A 15,911-nucleotide genomic window follows, 5' to 3' on the forward strand; every position below is an offset into this window, starting at 1 on the left:
CCTCCGGGGCTCAGACCTCGGGTAGGCCGACGTAGTTCTCCGCGAGGCTTGTCGCGTACGCCGGGGAGGTGGTGACGTAGCGCAGGGTCGCCGACTGGAGCTTCGCCTCGTACGGGTCGTCGGCGTTGAGCCGGTGCAGCATCGACGTCATCCACCAGGAGAACTGCTGGGCCCGCCAGACCCGGCGCAGCGCGGTACGCGAGTAGCCGTCCAGCAGGTGGGTGCTGCCGTCGGCGTACCAGGCGGCGAAGGCGTCACCGAGCAACGCGACGTCGGCCAGCGCCAGGTTCATGCCCTTGGCGCCGGTCGGCGGCACGATGTGCACCGCGTCGCCGGCCAGGTACAGCCGCTGCCACTGCATCGGCTCGACCACCAGGCTGCGCAGCGGGGTGATCGACTTCTCCAGCACCGGCCCCTCGTTGAGCGTCCAGTTCGGCACCGTCTCCAACCGGGTCCGCAGTTCGGCCCAGATCCGCTCGTCCGGCCAGTCGGCGATGTCCTCGTCGGCCGGCACCTGGAGGTACAGCCGGGATATCTGCGGCGAGCGCATGCTGTAGAGGGCGAAGCCGCGTTCGTGGTGGGCGTAGATCAGCTCCTCCACCGCGGGCGGGGCGGCGGCGAGCACGCCCAGCCAGGCGAACGGGTAGGTGCGCTCGTAGGTGGTCAGCACCCCGTCGGGCACCGTCGGCCGGCTGATCCCGTGGTAGCCGTCGCAACCGACCACGAAGTCGCAGTGCAGCTCCTCGTCCCGGCCCTGGCGTCGAAAGTGGATCAGCGGTGCGGTGTCCAGCCCGGACAGCCGGTCGGCGGGTGCCTCGAACAGGATCGTCCCGCCCGCCGCCAGCCGGGCGGCGATCATGTCCTTGACCACTTCCTGCTGGCCGTACACGGTGATCGCCCGGCCGGTCAGCTCGGTCATCGGCACCCGGTGCGACTCGCCGTCGAAGCGCAACTCGATGCCCTCGTGCCGCATCCCCTCCCGGTCCAGGCGTGCCCCCAGCCCGGTGTCCCGCAGCAGGTCGACCGAGCCCTGTTCGAGCACGCCCGCGCGTAGCCGGTGCTCCACGTACTCCCGGCTGCGGCTCTCCAGCACCACCGAGTCGATCCCGTGCCGGTGCAGCAGGTGCGACAGCATGAGACCGGCCGGTCCCGCTCCGATGATGCCGACCTGAGTACGCATCCATGCCTCCTTGGGACCTAGAACGGGTATTGGGTGATGTCGCCCTGCATCGTGAGCCACTGGGTCTCGGTGAACGCCTCGATGTTCGCCGCCGCCCCACCGAAGCGGGAACCGGTGCCGGATGCGCCGACCCCGCCGAACGGCGCCACCGCCTCGTCGCTGACGGTCTGGTCGTTGATGTGCACGATGCCACTGGGAATGCGCTCGGCCAGCGCCATGGCCTTCATCACGTCGCGGCTGAGGATGCCGAGCGACAGCCCGTACTCGCTGGCGCCGGCCAGCGCCGCCGCCTCGTCCAGGTCGCTGAAGGCGAGCACCGGGGCGACCGGGCCGAACACCTCCTGCGCGTACGCTGGGGTGGTCGGGGTGACATCGGCGAGCACGGTGGGCCGGTAGAACAGACCCTCGTAGCTGCCACCGGCGGCCAGCCGGGCGCCTGCGTCCACGCTCGACGTGACCAGCGCGTGGATCTTGTCGCGCTGTGCCTCGTCGATGATCGGCCCGAGCGCCACCTGCTCCTTGGCGGGGTCACCGACCGGCAGGTGGTCGGCCTTGGCGGCCAGCTCGGTGACGTACCGCTCGGCGAGGCTCTCGTGCACCAGGTGCCGGCCGGTGGTCATGCAGATCTGCCCCTGGTGCAGGAAGGAACCCCAGGCGCCGGCCGAGACGGCGAGGTCCAGGTCCGCGTCGTCGAGCACCACCAGCGCCGAGTTGCCACCCAGCTCCAGGTGCGCCCGCTTCAGGTGCCGGGCGGCGGCCTCACCGACCTTGCGGCCCGCGGCGGACGACCCGGTGAAGCTGATCACCCGTACGCGCGGGTCGGCGACCAGCGCCTCGCCGGTCGCGACGCCGCCCGGCAGCACGTGCAGCAGGCCCTCGGGCAGCCCCGCCTCCTCGAAGATCCGGGCGATGGAGAGCCCACCGCAGACCGCCGTACGCAGGTCCGGTTTGAGCACCACCGCGTTGCCCAGCGCCAGCGCCGGGGCCACCGAGCGGATCGCCAGGATCAGCGGAGCGTTGAACGGCGAGATGACGCCCACCACGCCGACCGGTAGCCGGCGGGCCAGGCTGAGTCGGGGCTGGGCGCTCGGGATGATCTCACCGAGCGACTGCGAGGGCAGCGTCGCGGCCTCGTAGCACTCCTGCGCGGCGGTGCTGGTCTCCAGGCCGCCCTTGGGCGGGATCGACCCGGACTCGCGGACCACCCACTCGCCGACCTCGGCGGCGTGCTGCTCCCACAACGCGCCGGCCCGGCGTAGCACGGCGGCCCGCTCGGTGTAGCTGGTGGCGGCCCAGGCCCGCTGCGCGGCGGCGGCCCGGATGCTGGCCCGCGCGACGTCGTCGGCGTCGGCCACGCCTACCTGGCCGATCTCCTCGCCGGTGGCGGGGGCGCGAACGGTGGCGGTGCCGCCGGAGGCCCGCACCCAGCCGTCGCTGTAGATCCGGCCGTGCCAGGTGTCGGTGTCGAGCAGGGGCATGGTGGTCCTCCTTGCGCCGCAGGTGGGACAGGCACGGGCGGTGGCCGGCGGGATGGTTCCGGCCACGCCTGATACGTGCGGCGGCCCGGCGGTAGCCAGGGCCGACCGCGCGTCGCTTGTTCGCTTGCCGAACAGGCGTTCTCATCAAGGACATTTGCACGGGACTCGGCTCGCGTCAACGGATCACCGCAACATTTCTGCGACAGGTCGGACGGGTGAACCCGGTCGGCCGGGGCGCGTTGACGAACGTCACCAACGCCGATTACGTTCGAGATAAGTACGCCGGTCCGCATGCCGAACAGCGGTCGGTGGGTGCGATGACACAGGAGGCAGGGAGGCTCATGGCGAAGCTCGTCCCGCTGGCCGACGGCGTCGCGGAGCTGGTCCGCGACGGGGACACGGTGGCGCTGGAGGGATTCACCCACCTGATCCCGTTCGCCGCCGGCCACGAGATCATCCGGCAGGAGCGGCGCGACCTGACCCTGGTGCGGATGACCCCCGACGTCATCTACGACCAGCTCATCGGTGCCGGCTGCGCCCGCCGCCTGGTCTTCTCCTGGGGCGGCAACCCCGGCGTGGGATCGCTGCACCGCTTCCGTGACGCCGTGCAGAACTCCTGGCCCGTCCCGTTGGAGCTGGAGGAACACAGCCACGCCGGGATGGCCAACCGCTACGTCGCCGGTGCCTCCGGCCTGCCGTTCGCGGTGCTGCGCGGCTACACCGGCACCGACCTGCCCCGGCACACCGGCAACATCCGCAGCATCGACTGCCCGTTCACCGGGGAGACACTGACCGCGGTCCCCGCGCTGAACCCCGATGTGACGGTGGTGCACGCCCAGCGCGCCGACCGCGCCGGCAACGTGCAGATGTGGGGCATCACCGGCGTGCAGAAGGAGGCGGTGCTGGCCGCCCGCCGGTCCCTGGTCACCGTCGAGGAGATCGTCGACGAGTTGACCCCGGTACCCGGCCAGGTGGTGCTGCCCGGCTGGGCGATAACCGCCGTGGCGCACGTACCCGGCGGCGCCCATCCCTCGTACGCGCACGGCTACTCGGTGCGGGACAACGCCTTCTACGTCGCCTGGGACGAGATCAGCCGGGACCGTGACACCTTCCAGGACTGGATCGAACGGCATGTGCAGAACGCGGGGGCGACGGCATGAGTGAGCGTCAGCGAGCGAATCATCAACTCAGTGCGTTGGTGCCTCATGTCGGCCCGCAGCGCAGCGGAGGGCCGGCATGAGTCAGTACACCGCCGACGAGATGATGACGGTGGCGGCCGCCCGGCAACTGCGCGACGGCACCGCCTGTTTCGTCGGGATCGGCCTGCCCAGCACCGCGGCGAACCTGGCCCGCGCCACCCACGCGCCGGATCTGGTGCTGATCTACGAGTCCGGTTGTCTCGGCGCCAAGCCGGATCGGCTGCCGCTCTCCATCGGTGACGGCGTGCTCGCCGACACCGCCGACGCGGTGATCCCGGTGCCCGAGGTGTTCAACTACTGGCTGCAACCCGGGCGCATCGACGTCGGGTTCCTCGGTGCCGCGCAGCTCGACCGGTACGGCAACATCAACACCACGGTCATCGGCGGTGACTACACCGACCCGAAGGTGCGCCTGCCCGGTGCCGGTGGCGCTCCCGAGATCGCCGCCTCCTGCGGCGAGGTGGTGGTGATCGTCCGGCAGAGCCGGCGTACCTTCACCGAGCGCGTCGACTTCGTCACCTCGGTCGGCTACGGCGCCGGCCCCGGCGACCGGGCCCGGCTCGGTCTACGCGGCGGTGGACCCCGCACCGTCATCACCGACCTCGGCGTCCTCGAGGCCGACCCGGACAGCTGCGAACTCACGCTCACCCGGCTGCACCCGGGCGTCACCGTCGAGCGGGTCCGCGAGGCCACCGGCTGGCCGCTCGCCGTCGCCGACGACCTGAGCACCAACGAGCCACCGACCGCCGAGGAACTCACAGTGCTGCGCGCCCTTGAAGCGACAATGCGGGCGGCGGCATGACCGGCCAGCCTCAGCCCGAACCGCCGGGCGGTGCGATCGTCAGCGGGCACCCGCTCGAATCCTCCGGGTCGCGGATACTCGGATCGACTGAAGGGGAGGAGCGGCCTTGACCCAGGACGCCGAGCGGAAACTGATCCTGCCGAGCTACCGGCGCGACGACGTCGACGCCCACCCGCCGTTGCTCAGCCCCGGCTACCGGTCGACGGTGAGCCGGGCGCCGCAGCAGCCGTTGACCTACTTGCCGCAGCGGCTCACCGAGGTCACCGGCCCGCTGCTCGGCGAGGGTCGCCTCGGCGAGTTGGACCACGACCTGACCCGCCAGCACGACGGTGAACCCCTCGGGCAGCGGATAATCGTGCACGGCCGGGTTCTCGACGGTGACGGCCGCGTGGTGCCGCACACCCTCGTCGAGATCTGGCAGGCCAACGCCGCCGGCCGCTACCGGCACGCCGCCGACACCTGGCCGGCGCCGCTGGACCCGAACTTCACAGGCGTCGGGCGCGCCCTGACCGACGCGGACGGCCGCTACCGCTTCGTCACCGTGCAGCCCGGCGCCTACCCGTGGCGCAACCACGACAACGCCTGGCGGCCCGCGCACATCCACTTCTCCCTCTTCGGCCGCGCCTTCACCCAGCGGCTGGTGACCCAGATGTACTTCCCGGGCGACCCGCTGTTCTTCCAGGACCCGATCTTCAACTCGGTCCGCGACGAGCGGGCCAGGCAGCGGATGGTGGCCCGCTACGACCACGCGGCCACCCGCCCCGAGTGGGCGCTCGCCTACGAGTTCGACATCGTGCTGCGCGGCCGGGAGGCCACCGTGTTCGAGGACGAGGACGACGATGAGTGAGTCGCTGGGCGTGACGCCCGCCCAGACCGTCGGGCCGTACCTGCACATCGGCCTGCGCTGGCCCGACGGGCCGTACGTGGTGCCGGAGGGTACGCCCGGGGCGTTCTGGCTGCGGGGCCGGATCTTCGACGGCACCGGCGCGGCCGTGGTCGATGCGATGGTGGAGAGCTGGCAGGCCGATCCCGACGGGCGCTTCGACCATCCCGACGATCCGCGGGGCGCCCGGCCATCGGCGGTCCCCGGCTTCCGGGGTTTCGGCCGGGCCGAGACCGACACCGAGGGCCGGTACGCGTTGCACATCGTCAAGCCTGGGCCGCTGCCCACCTTCGACGGCGACACCGAGGCACCGCACCTGACCCTGTCGGTGTTCGGGCGGGGGCTGCTGCACCGTCTCGTCACCCGGGTCTACTTTCCCGGCGAGGCGGCCAACGCCAGCGACCCGGTGCTGCGTACCGTCGACCCGCAGCGTCGTGACACGCTGCTGGCCCGGCCGGCCACGGACGGGTTCCAGTTCGACATCCGCCTTCAGGGAGAGCATGAGACCGTCTTCTTCGCCGTCTGAGGCACTGCTGCGCGGGCTCTCCGGCACGCCTGACGTCGACGCCGAACTCGGCGACCACGCCCTGCTGCGGGCGCTGCTGGACGCGGAGGCGGCCCTGGCCCGGGCCGGCGCCGAGGTCGGGCTGGTGCCTGCCCCGGCCGCCGACGAGATCGTCCGGCAGTGCCGCGTCGAACGGTACGACCCGGCCGCTCTCGGCGAGGCGGCCGAGGCGGCCGGCAATCCCGTCGTCCCGCTGGTGCGGGAGCTGACCGCCGCGGTCGCCGCGCCGGCCCGGCCCTGGGTGCACCACGGCGCGACCAGCCAGGACGTGCTCGACACCGCCCTGTCGCTGGTGGCGGCCCGGGCCGTCGAGCCGCTGCTGCGGCACCTCGCCGACGCCGCCGACGCCGCCGCCCGGCTGGCCCGGACCCACCGCGACACCCTGATGACCGCCCGTACCCTCGGCCAGCAGGCCGCACCGACCACCTTCGGGCTCAAGGCGGCCGGCTGGCTGGTCGGCCTGGTGGCGGCGCGGACCCGGCTGGCCGGGGCGCGCGCCGGCCTGCCCGCGCAGCTCGGCGGGGCGGTCGGCACCCTCGCCGCCTATGGCACTGCCGGGCCGGCGATGGTCGACCGGTTCGCCACGCAGCTCGGCCTGGCGGCGAGCCCGCTGCCCTGGCACACCCGCCGCCAGCCCCTGCTCGACCTGGCCGCCGCCCTCGGTGGGCTGCTCGCCGCCACCGGCAAGATCGCCCTCGACGTGGGCCTGCTCGCGCAGACCGAGGTTGGTGAGGTGGCCGAGGGAGGCGCGGGGCGGGGCGGCTCCTCGGCGATGCCGCACAAGCGCAACCCGGTGGATTCGGTGCTGGTCACCGCCGCGGCCCGGCGTGGCCCGGGGCTCGTCGGCACGTTGTTCGCCGCCGCCGGCCAGGAGCACGAGCGGGCCACCGGTGGCTGGCACGCCGAGTGGGAACCCCTGCTCGACCTGACGCACCTCGCCGGTGGGGCCGCCGCCCGTACCGCCCGGATGCTCGCCGGCCTCGACGTACGTCCGCAGCGGATGCGGGCCAACCTGGACGCCACCGGCGGCCTGCTGCTCGCCGAGGCGGTCGCCGCCCGGCTGGCACCGGCCCTGGGCCGCGCCGCCGCTCACGACCTGGTCCGCCGCGCCGCCGGCCGGCCCGACTTCCGGGCGGCGCTGCTGGCCGAGGCGGACCTGCGCGCCCACCTGTCGGAGTCGGACGTCGACGCCGCCCTCGACCCGGCCGGTTGGCTCGGCAGCACTGGCTACCTGATCGACCGCGCCCTCGACCTGCACCGCGACGCGACGCCAGGCCCGGCCGAGACCGCCGGGCCGCACCCCGAGGCGGCCCAGGGCCTGGCCGCGGCCGTCGGGCCGGACGGCGAGGTACGGCCGTGACCGGCGCGCTGCACTACACCGTCGACGGCCCGCCGGACGCGCCGGTGCTGCTGCTCGGCAGCTCCCTCGGCACCACCGGCGCGATGTGGCAGCCGCAGGTGGCGGCGCTGGCCGAGCGGTACCGCGTGGTCCGCTACGACCATCTGGGCCACGGCGGCTCGGCGACACCGGCCGGGCCGTACACCATCGACCTGCTCGGCCGGAAGGTGCTGCGGCTGCTGGACGACCTGAGCGTGACCCGGGTCCACTACGCCGGGCTCTCCCTCGGCGGGATGGTCGGCATGTGGCTGGCCGCCCACGCCCCCGAACGGATCGACCGCCTCGCCCTGCTGTGCACCTCCGCACTGCTCGGGCCGGCGGACGGCTGGCGGGCCCGAGCCGCCGCCGTCCGTGCCGGTCGGCTGGACAGCATCGCCGACGCGATCGTCGAGCGCTGGTTCACTCCCGCCTTCGCCGCGACCCATCCGGACGCCGTCGCCGCGTACCGGAACATGCTGGTCAGCACGCCTGCCGCCGGGTACGCCGGCTGCTGTGCGGCAATCGCCGCGATGGATCTGCGCCCGGACCTGGCCGCGATCCGCGCACCGACGCTTGTGGTCGGCGCGGCCGACGATCCGGCGACCCCGCCGGAGCACGCGGCCGCCATCGCCGAGCGGATCCCGTCGGCCCGCCTGGTGGTGCTCGACGGGGCGGCGCACCTGGCCAACGTCGAGCAACCCGAGGCCGTCACCCGACTGCTCGTGGACCACCTCGACCCGGAAGGCGCGGTGCGCTGATGACCGACCAGCAGCGGTACGAGGCCGGCATGGCGGTACGCCGGCAGGTGCTCGGCGACGCGCACGTCGACCGGGCCATCGCCGGCACCGACGAGTTCACCGCCGACTTCCAGGACCTGATCACCCGCTACGCGTGGGGTGAGATCTGGACCCGGGAGGGGCTGGACCGGCGTACCCGCAGCTGCATCACCCTCGCCGTGCTGGCCACCCTGCACCACGACGAGGAACTGGCCATGCACGTACGCGCCGCTCTGCGCAACGGCCTCACCCCCGACGAGGTGAAGGAGGTGCTGCTCCAGGTGGCCGTCTACGCTGGCGTACCGGCGGCGAACCGGGCGTTCAAGGTGGCCCAGGAGACTCTGCGGCAGGAGGCCCAGTGAGCGACGAGGCGACGGCCCGCTCCGGCGAGTTCGTCCAGTCGTTGGAACGCGGTCTCGCCGTGATCCGGGCCTTCGACGCCGAACACCCGCAGCTCACCCTCAGCGAGGTGGCCCGGGCCACCGGGCTGACCCGGGCCGCCGCCCGTCGCTTCCTGCTCACCCTGGTCGAACTCGGCTACGTACGCACCGACGGGCGGCTGTTCTCCCTGCGCCCGCGCATCCTCGACCTCGGCTACGCCTACCTGTCCAGCCTGAGCCTGCCCGAGGTGGCCCAGCCGCACATGGAGGCGCTGGTGGCGCAGGTGCACGAGTCCTGCTCCGTGTCGGTCCTCGACGGTGACGAGGTCGTCTACGTCGCCCGGGTGCCCACCAAGCGGATCATGACGGTGGGGATCAGCGTCGGCACCCGGTTCCCCGCGTACGCCACGTCGATGGGCCGGGTGCTGCTCGCCGGGCAGCCGCCCCGATGGCTGGACGACTATCTCGCCACGGCGCAGCTGCGCCCGCTGACCCGGCGCACCGTGACCGATCCGGCCAAACTGCGTGACATCCTGACCAAGATCGCCAACCAGGGGTACGCCCTCGTCGACCAGGAGCTGGAGGAGGGGCTGCGGTCGCTGGCCGCGCCGATCCACGGTGACAACGGCTCGGTGGTGGCCGCGGTGAACGTCTCCGCCCACGCCAGCCGAGGCTCGTTTGAGATGATCCGCAGGGAGCTGCTGCCACCGCTGCTGGCCACTGCCAAGCGCATCGAGGAGGACCTGAGCGCCGGTCCCCGTCGCTGAGCCCGGTCTGGGCGCTGCGGCGAATCGGCCCGGGGCGGCCCGTCGGCGTACCACCATGTGGGGGGCGACGAACGGGGGCGAGGTGCGCGAGCTGCTGCTGGTCATCACGCTGGGTGTCGTCGTGCTGGTCGGCACCACCATCGGTGGCCGGTACCGGGTCGCCCCGCCGGTGCTGCTGATCAGCCTGGGGGCCCTGGTGGCGCTGCTGCCCCCGTTCTCGCACGTGGTCCTGGCACCCGAGGTGGTGCTGCTGCTGTTCCTGCCGGCGATCCTGTACCGGGAGAGCCTGGTCACCAGCCTGCGCGAGATCAGGGCGAACATCGTCGTCATCGCGTTGTTGGCGGTCGGCCTGGTCGGGGTCACGATGGTCGCGGTGTCGCTGGTCGTGCAGCGCTTCGGTGTCGACCCGGCGGTGGCCTGGGTGCTCGGCGCGGTGCTCGCCCCGACCGACGCCGCGGCGGTGGCCGGGTTGGCCAAGCGGATGCCGCGCCGGCTGCTGACCACCCTGCGCGCGGAGAGCCTGGTCAACGACGGCACCGCCCTGGTGCTGTTCGCCATCGCGCTCGGGTTGCTCGGTGGGGGCGCCGCACCGAGCGCCTTCGAACTCGTCGAGCGGATCGGCCTGTCCTTCCTCGGCGGCATCGCCGCCGGCATGGTGGTCGGCACGGTGGTGATCCTGATCCGCAAGCGCCTCGACGACCCGCTGCGGGAGGGCGCGCTGAGCGTGCTCACCCCGTTCGCCGCCTTCCTGCTGGCCGACAGCATCCACGAGAGCGGGGTGCTCGCGGTGGTGGTCGCCGGGCTGATGCTTTCCTACGCCAGTCCCCGGGTGATCCGGGCCCGGTCCCGGATCCTCGCGCTGTCCTTCTGGGACCTGACCACCTTCCTCGTCAATGGTGGACTCTTCGTGCTGGTGGGCATGCAGATTCCGCGGGCGGTGCAGAACGTCACAAGCGTCTCCCTGGGCCGGGCCGTCGTGATCGCGCTCGTGGTGGCCGGGGTGCTGGTGGCCGTGCGGATGCTGTGGCTGCACCTGATCGCCGCCGTGGCCCGGCTGGATCGGCGCGAGTCGCAGCTCGCCCGGCAGGTCAACTGGCGGGTGCGTACGGTCGCCGGCTGGGCCGGTTTCCGGGGGGCGGTGTCGCTGGCGGCGGCGCTCGCCGTGCCGTTGACCGCGCAGGACGGCAGCCCGGTGCCGGAGCGGGATCTGATCATCTTCGGCGTCGCCACGGTGATCCTGGTGACCATGCTGGTGCAGGGCACCACCCTGCCGTTCGTGATGAGCTGGGCCGGGCTGCGCGGCGATCCGGAACGGGTCGAGGAGTCGCGGCAGGCGCAGCTGAATGCCACCCAGGCCACCCTCGACGCGCTGCCCGACCTGGCCGACCGGGTGGGCGCCGAGGCGGAGACCCTGCACCGGCTCCGGGCTGAGTACGCGGGCCATCTGAGCGCGATGCAGTCCGAGCCGGAGGACGACTCGTTGACCGCTCGGGAGGTCGAGCGTCAACTGCGGCTGGCCGCCCTCGAACACAAGCGACGCGAGATCACCGCGATGCGCGACCGGCGGGAGATCGACGACACCGTCTTGCAGGAGTTGCAGGCCCGGCTGGACGTCGAGGAGATCCGCCTGCTCGGCCCGACGACCTCCGAGTAACCGCTGCTCGGCCGGCCCGCCTACCCGGCGGGTTCGCTCAGCCGGCCGCCGCCCCGCCGGCCGGCAGGGCGAGCGCGACCGTGAGGTCGAGCAGACTGCGCGGATCGGTGAGCCGGTCACCGAAGAGTTCGCGCAGTTGACCCATCCGATAGCGCACGGTCTGCGGGTGGACGAAGAGGTCGGCGGCGACGTCGTCGCGCCGTCCCTGGTGCAGCAGCCAGGAACGCAGCGTCTCGGTGAGCCGTTCGGCGGTGGCGGCGGGCAGCTCGGCGAGGGGTTGCAGGACCCGGGTACGCAGGTCGGCGAGCGCCTCGACGTCGGCGCTGAGCAGCAGTTCGGCCAGGTGATGTTCGGTGTCCAGGGGTTCGCCGTCGGTGGGCTGGGCGATACCGAGCGCGACCACCCGGACCACCCGTCGGTACGAGGAACTGACCCGGGCCCAGGGACGGCAGGGCCCCAGCACCGCGCGGCGTCCGTGCAGCACCCGGGCGAGCTGCCGGCGTCGGTCACCGTGCATGTCCGGTACGAGGAGCACCGCGGTCTCCTCGCCCGGCTCGCCGGCCGGCAGCTCCTCGCTGCTCTCCAGGGTGTGTTCGCCCAGCAGGGCGAGCGCCCCGCGCAGCTTCGCCTGCGGCAGCAGCGCCACGGTGAGGGTCTGCGGCACCGGCCAGTCGGCCCGCTCGGCGCTGCGCAGCAGCACGTCCTCCGCTTCACCGGCGAGCAACTGCTGGGTGAGCCGTTCCAGGTTCCGCCGTCGGGCCCGGCCCACGCTTGCCAACTCGTCGGCGTGCCCGGCGACGCTCGCGGCGGACAGCTCGTCGATGTAGGCGAACATCAACTCGGCGAACTCGGCGACGGTGGCGGCGGGCAGGCCGGTCGCCACGGTGGCGGCGGCCAGCTCCCGCCAGGAGACCCGGGCGCCCACCCGGTACGCGGCCAGCAGCGCGTCCACGCTGCGGCCCGACCGGGCCTCGCCGCTGCCCAGGGCGTACGCGGCCTCCAGCGCCGGGACCAGCGGGGTGCTCGGGTCGTTGACCTGGGTACGGTCGGCGGCCTGGGACTGTTCGAGCAGTTGCAGGAAGGTGCCCAACGCGATCTGCACCGCGTTCTCTATCTTGTCCCGCATCTGCCCGGTCAGGGTGCCGGAGTAGCTGGGCACTTCGGCGGTGATCGCGGTGACGGTCTGACCGGCCACCAGTGGCAGCCGGTCGCGCAGTTCGCGGGCCACTCGCTGGTCCAATTCGATGCGGGCCGCCCGATTGGTCGTTCCGGATGGTTCCGCCACGGTTGTTCTCTCCGCACAAAAGGGGTGGATCGCTTTACCTTCGCAGACCAAGAGTTTATGCCAACGGGCCGCGACCATCGTCGTATGACCGCCACCGTCCCGCCACCGGGCACGACGAGATCTTTGCGGCGCCGCCTGTGGCGGCTCGCCGAGACGGTGACCACGCCGGTGCTGCCCAGTGACTACCTCGATCTGATCGCTCCGCTCCGCGCCGGTGCCGACCTGCGCGGCCGGATCCTCGCCGTGCAGCCGGAGACGCCGGACGCGGCCACCCTGCTGATCCAGCCCGGCCGCAGCTGGCGCGGGCACGTCCCCGGCCAGTACATCCGGCTCGGTGTCGACGTCGACGGGGTGCGCCAGTGGCGGGCCTACTCGGTCACCTCCGCCCCCAGCCGGCGCGCCGACCGGATCTCGGTGACGGTGAAGGCCATCCCCGACGGCGTGGTCAGCAACCACCTGGTCCGCCGGATCCGGCCGGGCACCATCGTGCAGCTCGACCAGGCGTGCGGCGACTTCGTGCTGCCGGAGCGGGCACCGTCGCGGGTGCTGTTCCTCACCGCGGGCAGCGGCATCACCCCGGTGGCCGGGATGCTGCGCTCGGGTGCCCTGGCCGGCAGCGACGTGGTGCTTGTGCACTCGGCGCCCACCGCTGCGGACGTGGTCTTCGGCGCGGAACTGCGCGGCCTCGCCGAGCGTGGCGCCATCCGGCTGATCGAGCGGCACACCGAGGTCGAGGGCCTGCTCGACGTGGCCGAGTTGGACACGCTCGTCCCCGATCACCTGGACCGTCAGACCTGGGCGTGTGGCCCGCTCGGGCTGCTCGACGCGGCCGAGGCGCACTGGGCGGCTCGTGGCCACGCCGCCCGCCTGCACACCGAGCGGTTCCGCCCCACGGTGATCACCGCCGGTGACGGCGGGACCGTCACCTTCACCCGTTCGTCGGTGACCGTGGCGGCCACCGGCGCCACCCCGCTGCTGGATGCCGGCGAGAACGCCGGGGTGCTCATGCCCTCGGGCTGCCGGATGGGCATCTGCTTCGGCTGCGTGCTGCCGCTGCGCCAGGGCGCGGTCCGCGACCTACGCAACGGCCAGCTCACCACCGCCCTGCCGGGCGACGGCGTACGCGTGCAGACCTGTGTGTCCGCCGCCGCCGGCCCGTGCGAACTCGAGATCTGATCGGAGACCGACCGACATGACCGTGATCCAGAAAAAGGCCGACAACCCGATCGCCCACCTCACCGTCGAGGACATCGAGACCCTCGGCAAGGAACTCGACGCCATCCGGGAACGCGTGATCGCCTCCCGGGGCGAACGGGACGCCGCGTACATCCGCAAGGTCATTTCGACGCAGCGGAAGCTGGAGATCAGCAGCCGGGTGGTGCTGCTGTTCTCGCTGTTCCCGCCGGCCTGGATCGTCGGCACCGCCGGGCTGTCGGTGGCGAAGATCCTGGAGAACATGGAGATCGGGCACAACGTCCTGCACGGCCAGTGGGACTGGATGCGCGATCCGAAGATCCACTCGACCAGCTGGGAGTGGGACCACGTCGCTCCGGCCGACCAGTGGAAGCAGTCGCACAACGAGCTGCACCACAGGTACACGAACGTGGTCGGCAAGGACAACGACCTCGGCTACGGCATAATGCGGGTCGACGAGGACCAGCCCTGGCACCCGGCTCATCTCGGGCAGCCGCTCTACAACTTCCTCAACGCCTGCTTCTTCGAGTACGGCATCGCCGCGTACGACCTCGACCTGGGCAACAAGCTGAAGAACGGGGGCCACAAGGACCCCGAGTTCCGGCGCCGGGTCCGCGCGGTCGGCCGGAAGATCCGCCGCCAGTTCCTCAAGGACTACCTGCTGTTCCCGGTGCTGTCCGGCCCGTCGTTCCTGCACACCCTGGCCGCCAACTTCACCGCGAACCTGATTCGTAACCTCTGGAGCCACTCCGTGATCATGTGCGGGCACTTCCCGGAGGGGGTGGAGACCTTCGAGAAGACCTCGATCGAGGGCGAGACCCGGGGGGAGTGGTACGTGCGGCAGATGCTGGGCTCGGCCAACATCAGCGGCAGCCGGCTGATGCACATCATGACCGGCAACCTGTCGTTCCAGATCGAGCACCACCTCTTCCCCGACCTGCCGAGCAACCGCTACCAGGAGATCGCGCCGGAGGTGCGGGCGCTGTTCGACAGGTACGGGTTGAAGTACACCACCGGCTCGCTGCCCCGGCAGGTCTTCTCCGCGTGGAAGAAGGTCTTCCGGCTCGCCCTGCCGAACCGTCGCCAGCCGGCGGCCCCCGCCACCCCGCTCGACGGCTCCACCGACCACCCCACCCGGGAACTCGTCGCCGCCTGACCGCCGCGCCACGACTTCGTCCCGCCGCCACCGTTTCGGACAACTTCAGGGTTGTTGCTGCCTGGAGGCCCGCTGACCCAGCAACAACCCTGAAGTTGCCCACCAGGAGCGGTCCTGGAGGGTGGGGGAAGCGGGGTCAGCGGCGGTTGGGGTAGTTGTGGGCGGACTGGCGGCCCTTGACGAAGGCCAGCACGATCACCGCGGCGAGCGCGATGAGGCCGATGATGACCAGCCAGCGGACCGCTTCCAGAAGCAGCCCGAGCAGGACCAGCGCCCCGGCGACGACGCCGACCACCCAGAGCAGGGCACGCATCTCCACCTCCCAACCGGTTGCCCGGCCGGTCCGGGCGCGGTTGCCGGTCCGGCTACCCGTTTCCGCCCGCATCATGCCGTCTGTGCGGGTGGGCGACCCGGTTCAGTCGGGAAGTTTGCCCAGGTAGACGGTGTTGGCCGACGCGCCGCCGGTGAGCGGGTTGGCGAACCGCACCACGTGGCTGTGGTGGGTGGGAAACACGGCGGCCAGGTCGGCTTCGAAGTCCGGGTCCGGTGGATCGTCCGACCAGAGGGCGAACACCCCGCCCGGATGCAGCAGCCGCGCCAGGCGGCGCAACCCGTCGGGCCGGTAGAAGGCGGCGTGGCTCGGATGCAGCGGGTGCCGGGGGGAGTGGTCGACGTCCAGCAGCACCGCGTGGAAACGACGCCCGGCGTCGTCGGGGTCGAGACCGTCCGGGCCGGCCACCCGGGCGAAGAAGTCGGCCCGCACCAGCCGGGTACGCGGGTCCGTGGCCAGCCCGGCGGCGAACGGCAGCAGGTCGCGCCGGTGCCAGTCGATGACGTCCTCGATGGCCTCCACCACCAGCAGGGAGGCGACCCGGTCGTCCGCCAGCGCGGTGCGGGCGGTGTAGCCGAGGCCCAGCCCGCCGACGACGACGTCGAGGTGGTCACCGGCCAGCGACGCCAACCCCAACCGGGCCAACTCGATCTCGCCGGCGGTGAACAGGCTCGACATCAGGAACTCGTCGTCGAGCTTGACCTCGTACACATCCAGGTCGAGCCGGGGATCGCGACGCCGGCGCAGACTGATCTCGCCGATGGGTGTCGGTCGCCAGGCCAGTTCCTCGAAACGTGCGCTCACCGCCGGCATGCTACCGGCCGGTGAACTGCCACGAGCGGCGTGACGCTCGGTCCCCGGGACATCGACGCAGCGCATATCC

At 72.3% G+C, this 15,911-nt stretch carries 16 protein-coding genes; 11 read left to right on the forward strand and 5 right to left on the reverse strand.

Features of this window, described 5'->3' with window-relative positions:
* Positions 1–10: 10 nt before the first annotated feature.
* Positions 11–1,180, reverse strand: coding sequence for a 4-hydroxybenzoate 3-monooxygenase (locus Vse01_RS01175; protein WP_093402266.1), 1,170 nt, complete (start codon positions 1,178–1,180; stop codon positions 11–13).
* A gap of 17 nt (positions 1,181–1,197) precedes the next feature.
* Positions 1,198–2,658 carry a benzaldehyde dehydrogenase gene (locus tag Vse01_RS01180; protein WP_093402267.1) on the reverse strand — a complete coding sequence of 487 codons (1,461 nt, stop codon included), beginning with the start codon at positions 2,656–2,658 and terminating at the stop codon, positions 1,198–1,200.
* 341 nt (positions 2,659–2,999) lie between these two features.
* Here Vse01_RS01180 and Vse01_RS01185 point away from each other — a divergent pair, with 341 nt between their 5' ends.
* The 9 genes from Vse01_RS01185 to Vse01_RS01225 all read left to right on the forward strand — a co-directional run bounded on the left by Vse01_RS01185 (position 3,000) and on the right by Vse01_RS01225 (position 11,062).
* Complete coding sequence (locus tag Vse01_RS01185) at positions 3,000–3,818, forward strand: CoA transferase subunit A (RefSeq protein WP_093402268.1); 819 nt, start codon at positions 3,000–3,002, stop codon at positions 3,816–3,818.
* A 76-nt stretch (positions 3,819–3,894) separates the two neighbouring features.
* Positions 3,895–4,659 (forward strand): CoA-transferase subunit beta, encoded by a 765-nt coding sequence (locus Vse01_RS01190; RefSeq protein ID WP_093402269.1) that lies wholly within the window; start codon positions 3,895–3,897, stop codon positions 4,657–4,659.
* 106 nt (positions 4,660–4,765) lie between these two features.
* Positions 4,766–5,506, forward strand: a complete 741-nt coding sequence (gene pcaH, locus Vse01_RS01195; protein ID WP_093402270.1) for a protocatechuate 3,4-dioxygenase subunit beta — start codon at positions 4,766–4,768, stop codon at positions 5,504–5,506.
* Positions 5,499–6,068, forward strand: a complete 570-nt coding sequence (gene pcaG / locus Vse01_RS01200; RefSeq protein WP_093402271.1) for a protocatechuate 3,4-dioxygenase subunit alpha — start codon at positions 5,499–5,501, stop codon at positions 6,066–6,068. Before pcaH ends, pcaG begins: the two co-directional genes overlap by 8 nt.
* Positions 6,043–7,467, forward strand: a complete 1,425-nt coding sequence (gene pcaB, locus Vse01_RS01205) for a 3-carboxy-cis,cis-muconate cycloisomerase (protein ID WP_093402272.1) — start codon at positions 6,043–6,045, stop codon at positions 7,465–7,467. Before pcaG ends, pcaB begins: the two co-directional genes overlap by 26 nt.
* Complete coding sequence (gene pcaD, locus Vse01_RS01210; RefSeq protein ID WP_093402273.1) at positions 7,464–8,243, forward strand: 3-oxoadipate enol-lactonase; 780 nt, start codon at positions 7,464–7,466, stop codon at positions 8,241–8,243. Before pcaB ends, pcaD begins: the two co-directional genes overlap by 4 nt.
* Positions 8,243–8,623 (forward strand): 4-carboxymuconolactone decarboxylase, encoded by a 381-nt coding sequence (gene pcaC, locus Vse01_RS01215; RefSeq protein WP_093402274.1) that lies wholly within the window; start codon positions 8,243–8,245, stop codon positions 8,621–8,623. The genes pcaD and pcaC overlap by 1 nt, the downstream gene beginning before the upstream one ends.
* Complete coding sequence (locus tag Vse01_RS01220; RefSeq protein ID WP_093402275.1) at positions 8,620–9,408, forward strand: IclR family transcriptional regulator; 789 nt, start codon at positions 8,620–8,622, stop codon at positions 9,406–9,408. Before pcaC ends, Vse01_RS01220 begins: the two co-directional genes overlap by 4 nt.
* 55 nt (positions 9,409–9,463) lie before the next feature.
* Positions 9,464–11,062 (forward strand): Na+/H+ antiporter, encoded by a 1,599-nt coding sequence (locus Vse01_RS01225; protein ID WP_232511085.1) that lies wholly within the window; start codon positions 9,464–9,466, stop codon positions 11,060–11,062.
* Between the two features lie 37 nt (positions 11,063–11,099).
* On the opposite strand, the gene Vse01_RS01230 is transcribed toward Vse01_RS01225, so the two are convergent.
* Entirely contained in the window at positions 11,100–12,347 is a 1,248-nt protein-coding gene (locus Vse01_RS01230; RefSeq protein WP_093402276.1) for a PucR family transcriptional regulator, read from the reverse strand.
* An 84-nt stretch (positions 12,348–12,431) separates the two neighbouring features.
* Between Vse01_RS01230 and Vse01_RS01235 the strand changes: the two genes are divergently transcribed.
* The gene (locus Vse01_RS01235) at positions 12,432–13,523 is read left to right on the forward strand and encodes a ferredoxin reductase (RefSeq protein ID WP_093402277.1); all 1,092 of its coding nucleotides are present in this window, start codon (positions 12,432–12,434) and stop codon (positions 13,521–13,523) included.
* A gap of 16 nt (positions 13,524–13,539) precedes the next feature.
* Complete coding sequence (locus Vse01_RS01240) at positions 13,540–14,697, forward strand: fatty acid desaturase family protein (protein ID WP_093402278.1); 1,158 nt, start codon at positions 13,540–13,542, stop codon at positions 14,695–14,697.
* Positions 14,698–14,833: 136 nt separating this feature from the next.
* Here Vse01_RS01240 and Vse01_RS01245 read toward each other — a convergent pair whose 3' ends face one another.
* Together Vse01_RS01245 and Vse01_RS01250 are read right to left on the reverse strand one after the other, a co-directional pair.
* Positions 14,834–15,010 (reverse strand): hypothetical protein, encoded by a 177-nt coding sequence (locus tag Vse01_RS01245; RefSeq protein WP_170863328.1) that lies wholly within the window; start codon positions 15,008–15,010, stop codon positions 14,834–14,836.
* 102 nt (positions 15,011–15,112) lie between these two features.
* The gene (locus Vse01_RS01250) at positions 15,113–15,832 is read right to left on the reverse strand and encodes a polyamine aminopropyltransferase (RefSeq protein ID WP_093402471.1); all 720 of its coding nucleotides are present in this window, start codon (positions 15,830–15,832) and stop codon (positions 15,113–15,115) included.
* Positions 15,833–15,911: the final 79 nt, after the last annotated feature.

The sequence above is a fragment of the Micromonospora sediminimaris genome, from assembly GCF_016863575.1.
In the GTDB taxonomy this organism is placed as follows: Bacteria; Actinomycetota; Actinomycetes; order Mycobacteriales; family Micromonosporaceae; genus Micromonospora; species Micromonospora sediminimaris.

What these genes read in the sequence shown, in the direction of transcription:
- Vse01_RS01175 (WP_093402266.1), bottom strand. Translation starts at nt 1,180, where the DNA reads ATGCGTACTCAGGTCGGCATCATCGGAGCGGGACCGGCCGGTCTCATG.
- Vse01_RS01180 (WP_093402267.1), bottom strand. Translation starts at nt 2,658, where the DNA reads ATGCCCCTGCTCGACACCGACACCTGGCACGGCCGGATCTACAGCGAC.
- Vse01_RS01185 (WP_093402268.1), top strand. Translation starts at nt 3,000, where the DNA reads ATGGCGAAGCTCGTCCCGCTGGCCGACGGCGTCGCGGAGCTGGTCCGC.
- Vse01_RS01190 (WP_093402269.1), top strand. Translation starts at nt 3,895, where the DNA reads ATGAGTCAGTACACCGCCGACGAGATGATGACGGTGGCGGCCGCCCGG.
- pcaG (WP_093402271.1), top strand. Translation starts at nt 5,499, where the DNA reads ATGAGTGAGTCGCTGGGCGTGACGCCCGCCCAGACCGTCGGGCCGTAC.
- pcaB (WP_093402272.1), top strand. Translation starts at nt 6,043, where the DNA reads ATGAGACCGTCTTCTTCGCCGTCTGAGGCACTGCTGCGCGGGCTCTCC.
- pcaC (WP_093402274.1), top strand. Translation starts at nt 8,243, where the DNA reads ATGACCGACCAGCAGCGGTACGAGGCCGGCATGGCGGTACGCCGGCAG.
- Vse01_RS01225 (WP_232511085.1), top strand. Translation starts at nt 9,464, where the DNA reads ATGTGGGGGGCGACGAACGGGGGCGAGGTGCGCGAGCTGCTGCTGGTC.
- Vse01_RS01235 (WP_093402277.1), top strand. Translation starts at nt 12,432, where the DNA reads ATGACCGCCACCGTCCCGCCACCGGGCACGACGAGATCTTTGCGGCGC.
- Vse01_RS01240 (WP_093402278.1), top strand. Translation starts at nt 13,540, where the DNA reads ATGACCGTGATCCAGAAAAAGGCCGACAACCCGATCGCCCACCTCACC.
- Vse01_RS01245 (WP_170863328.1), bottom strand. Translation starts at nt 15,010, where the DNA reads ATGCGTGCCCTGCTCTGGGTGGTCGGCGTCGTCGCCGGGGCGCTGGTC.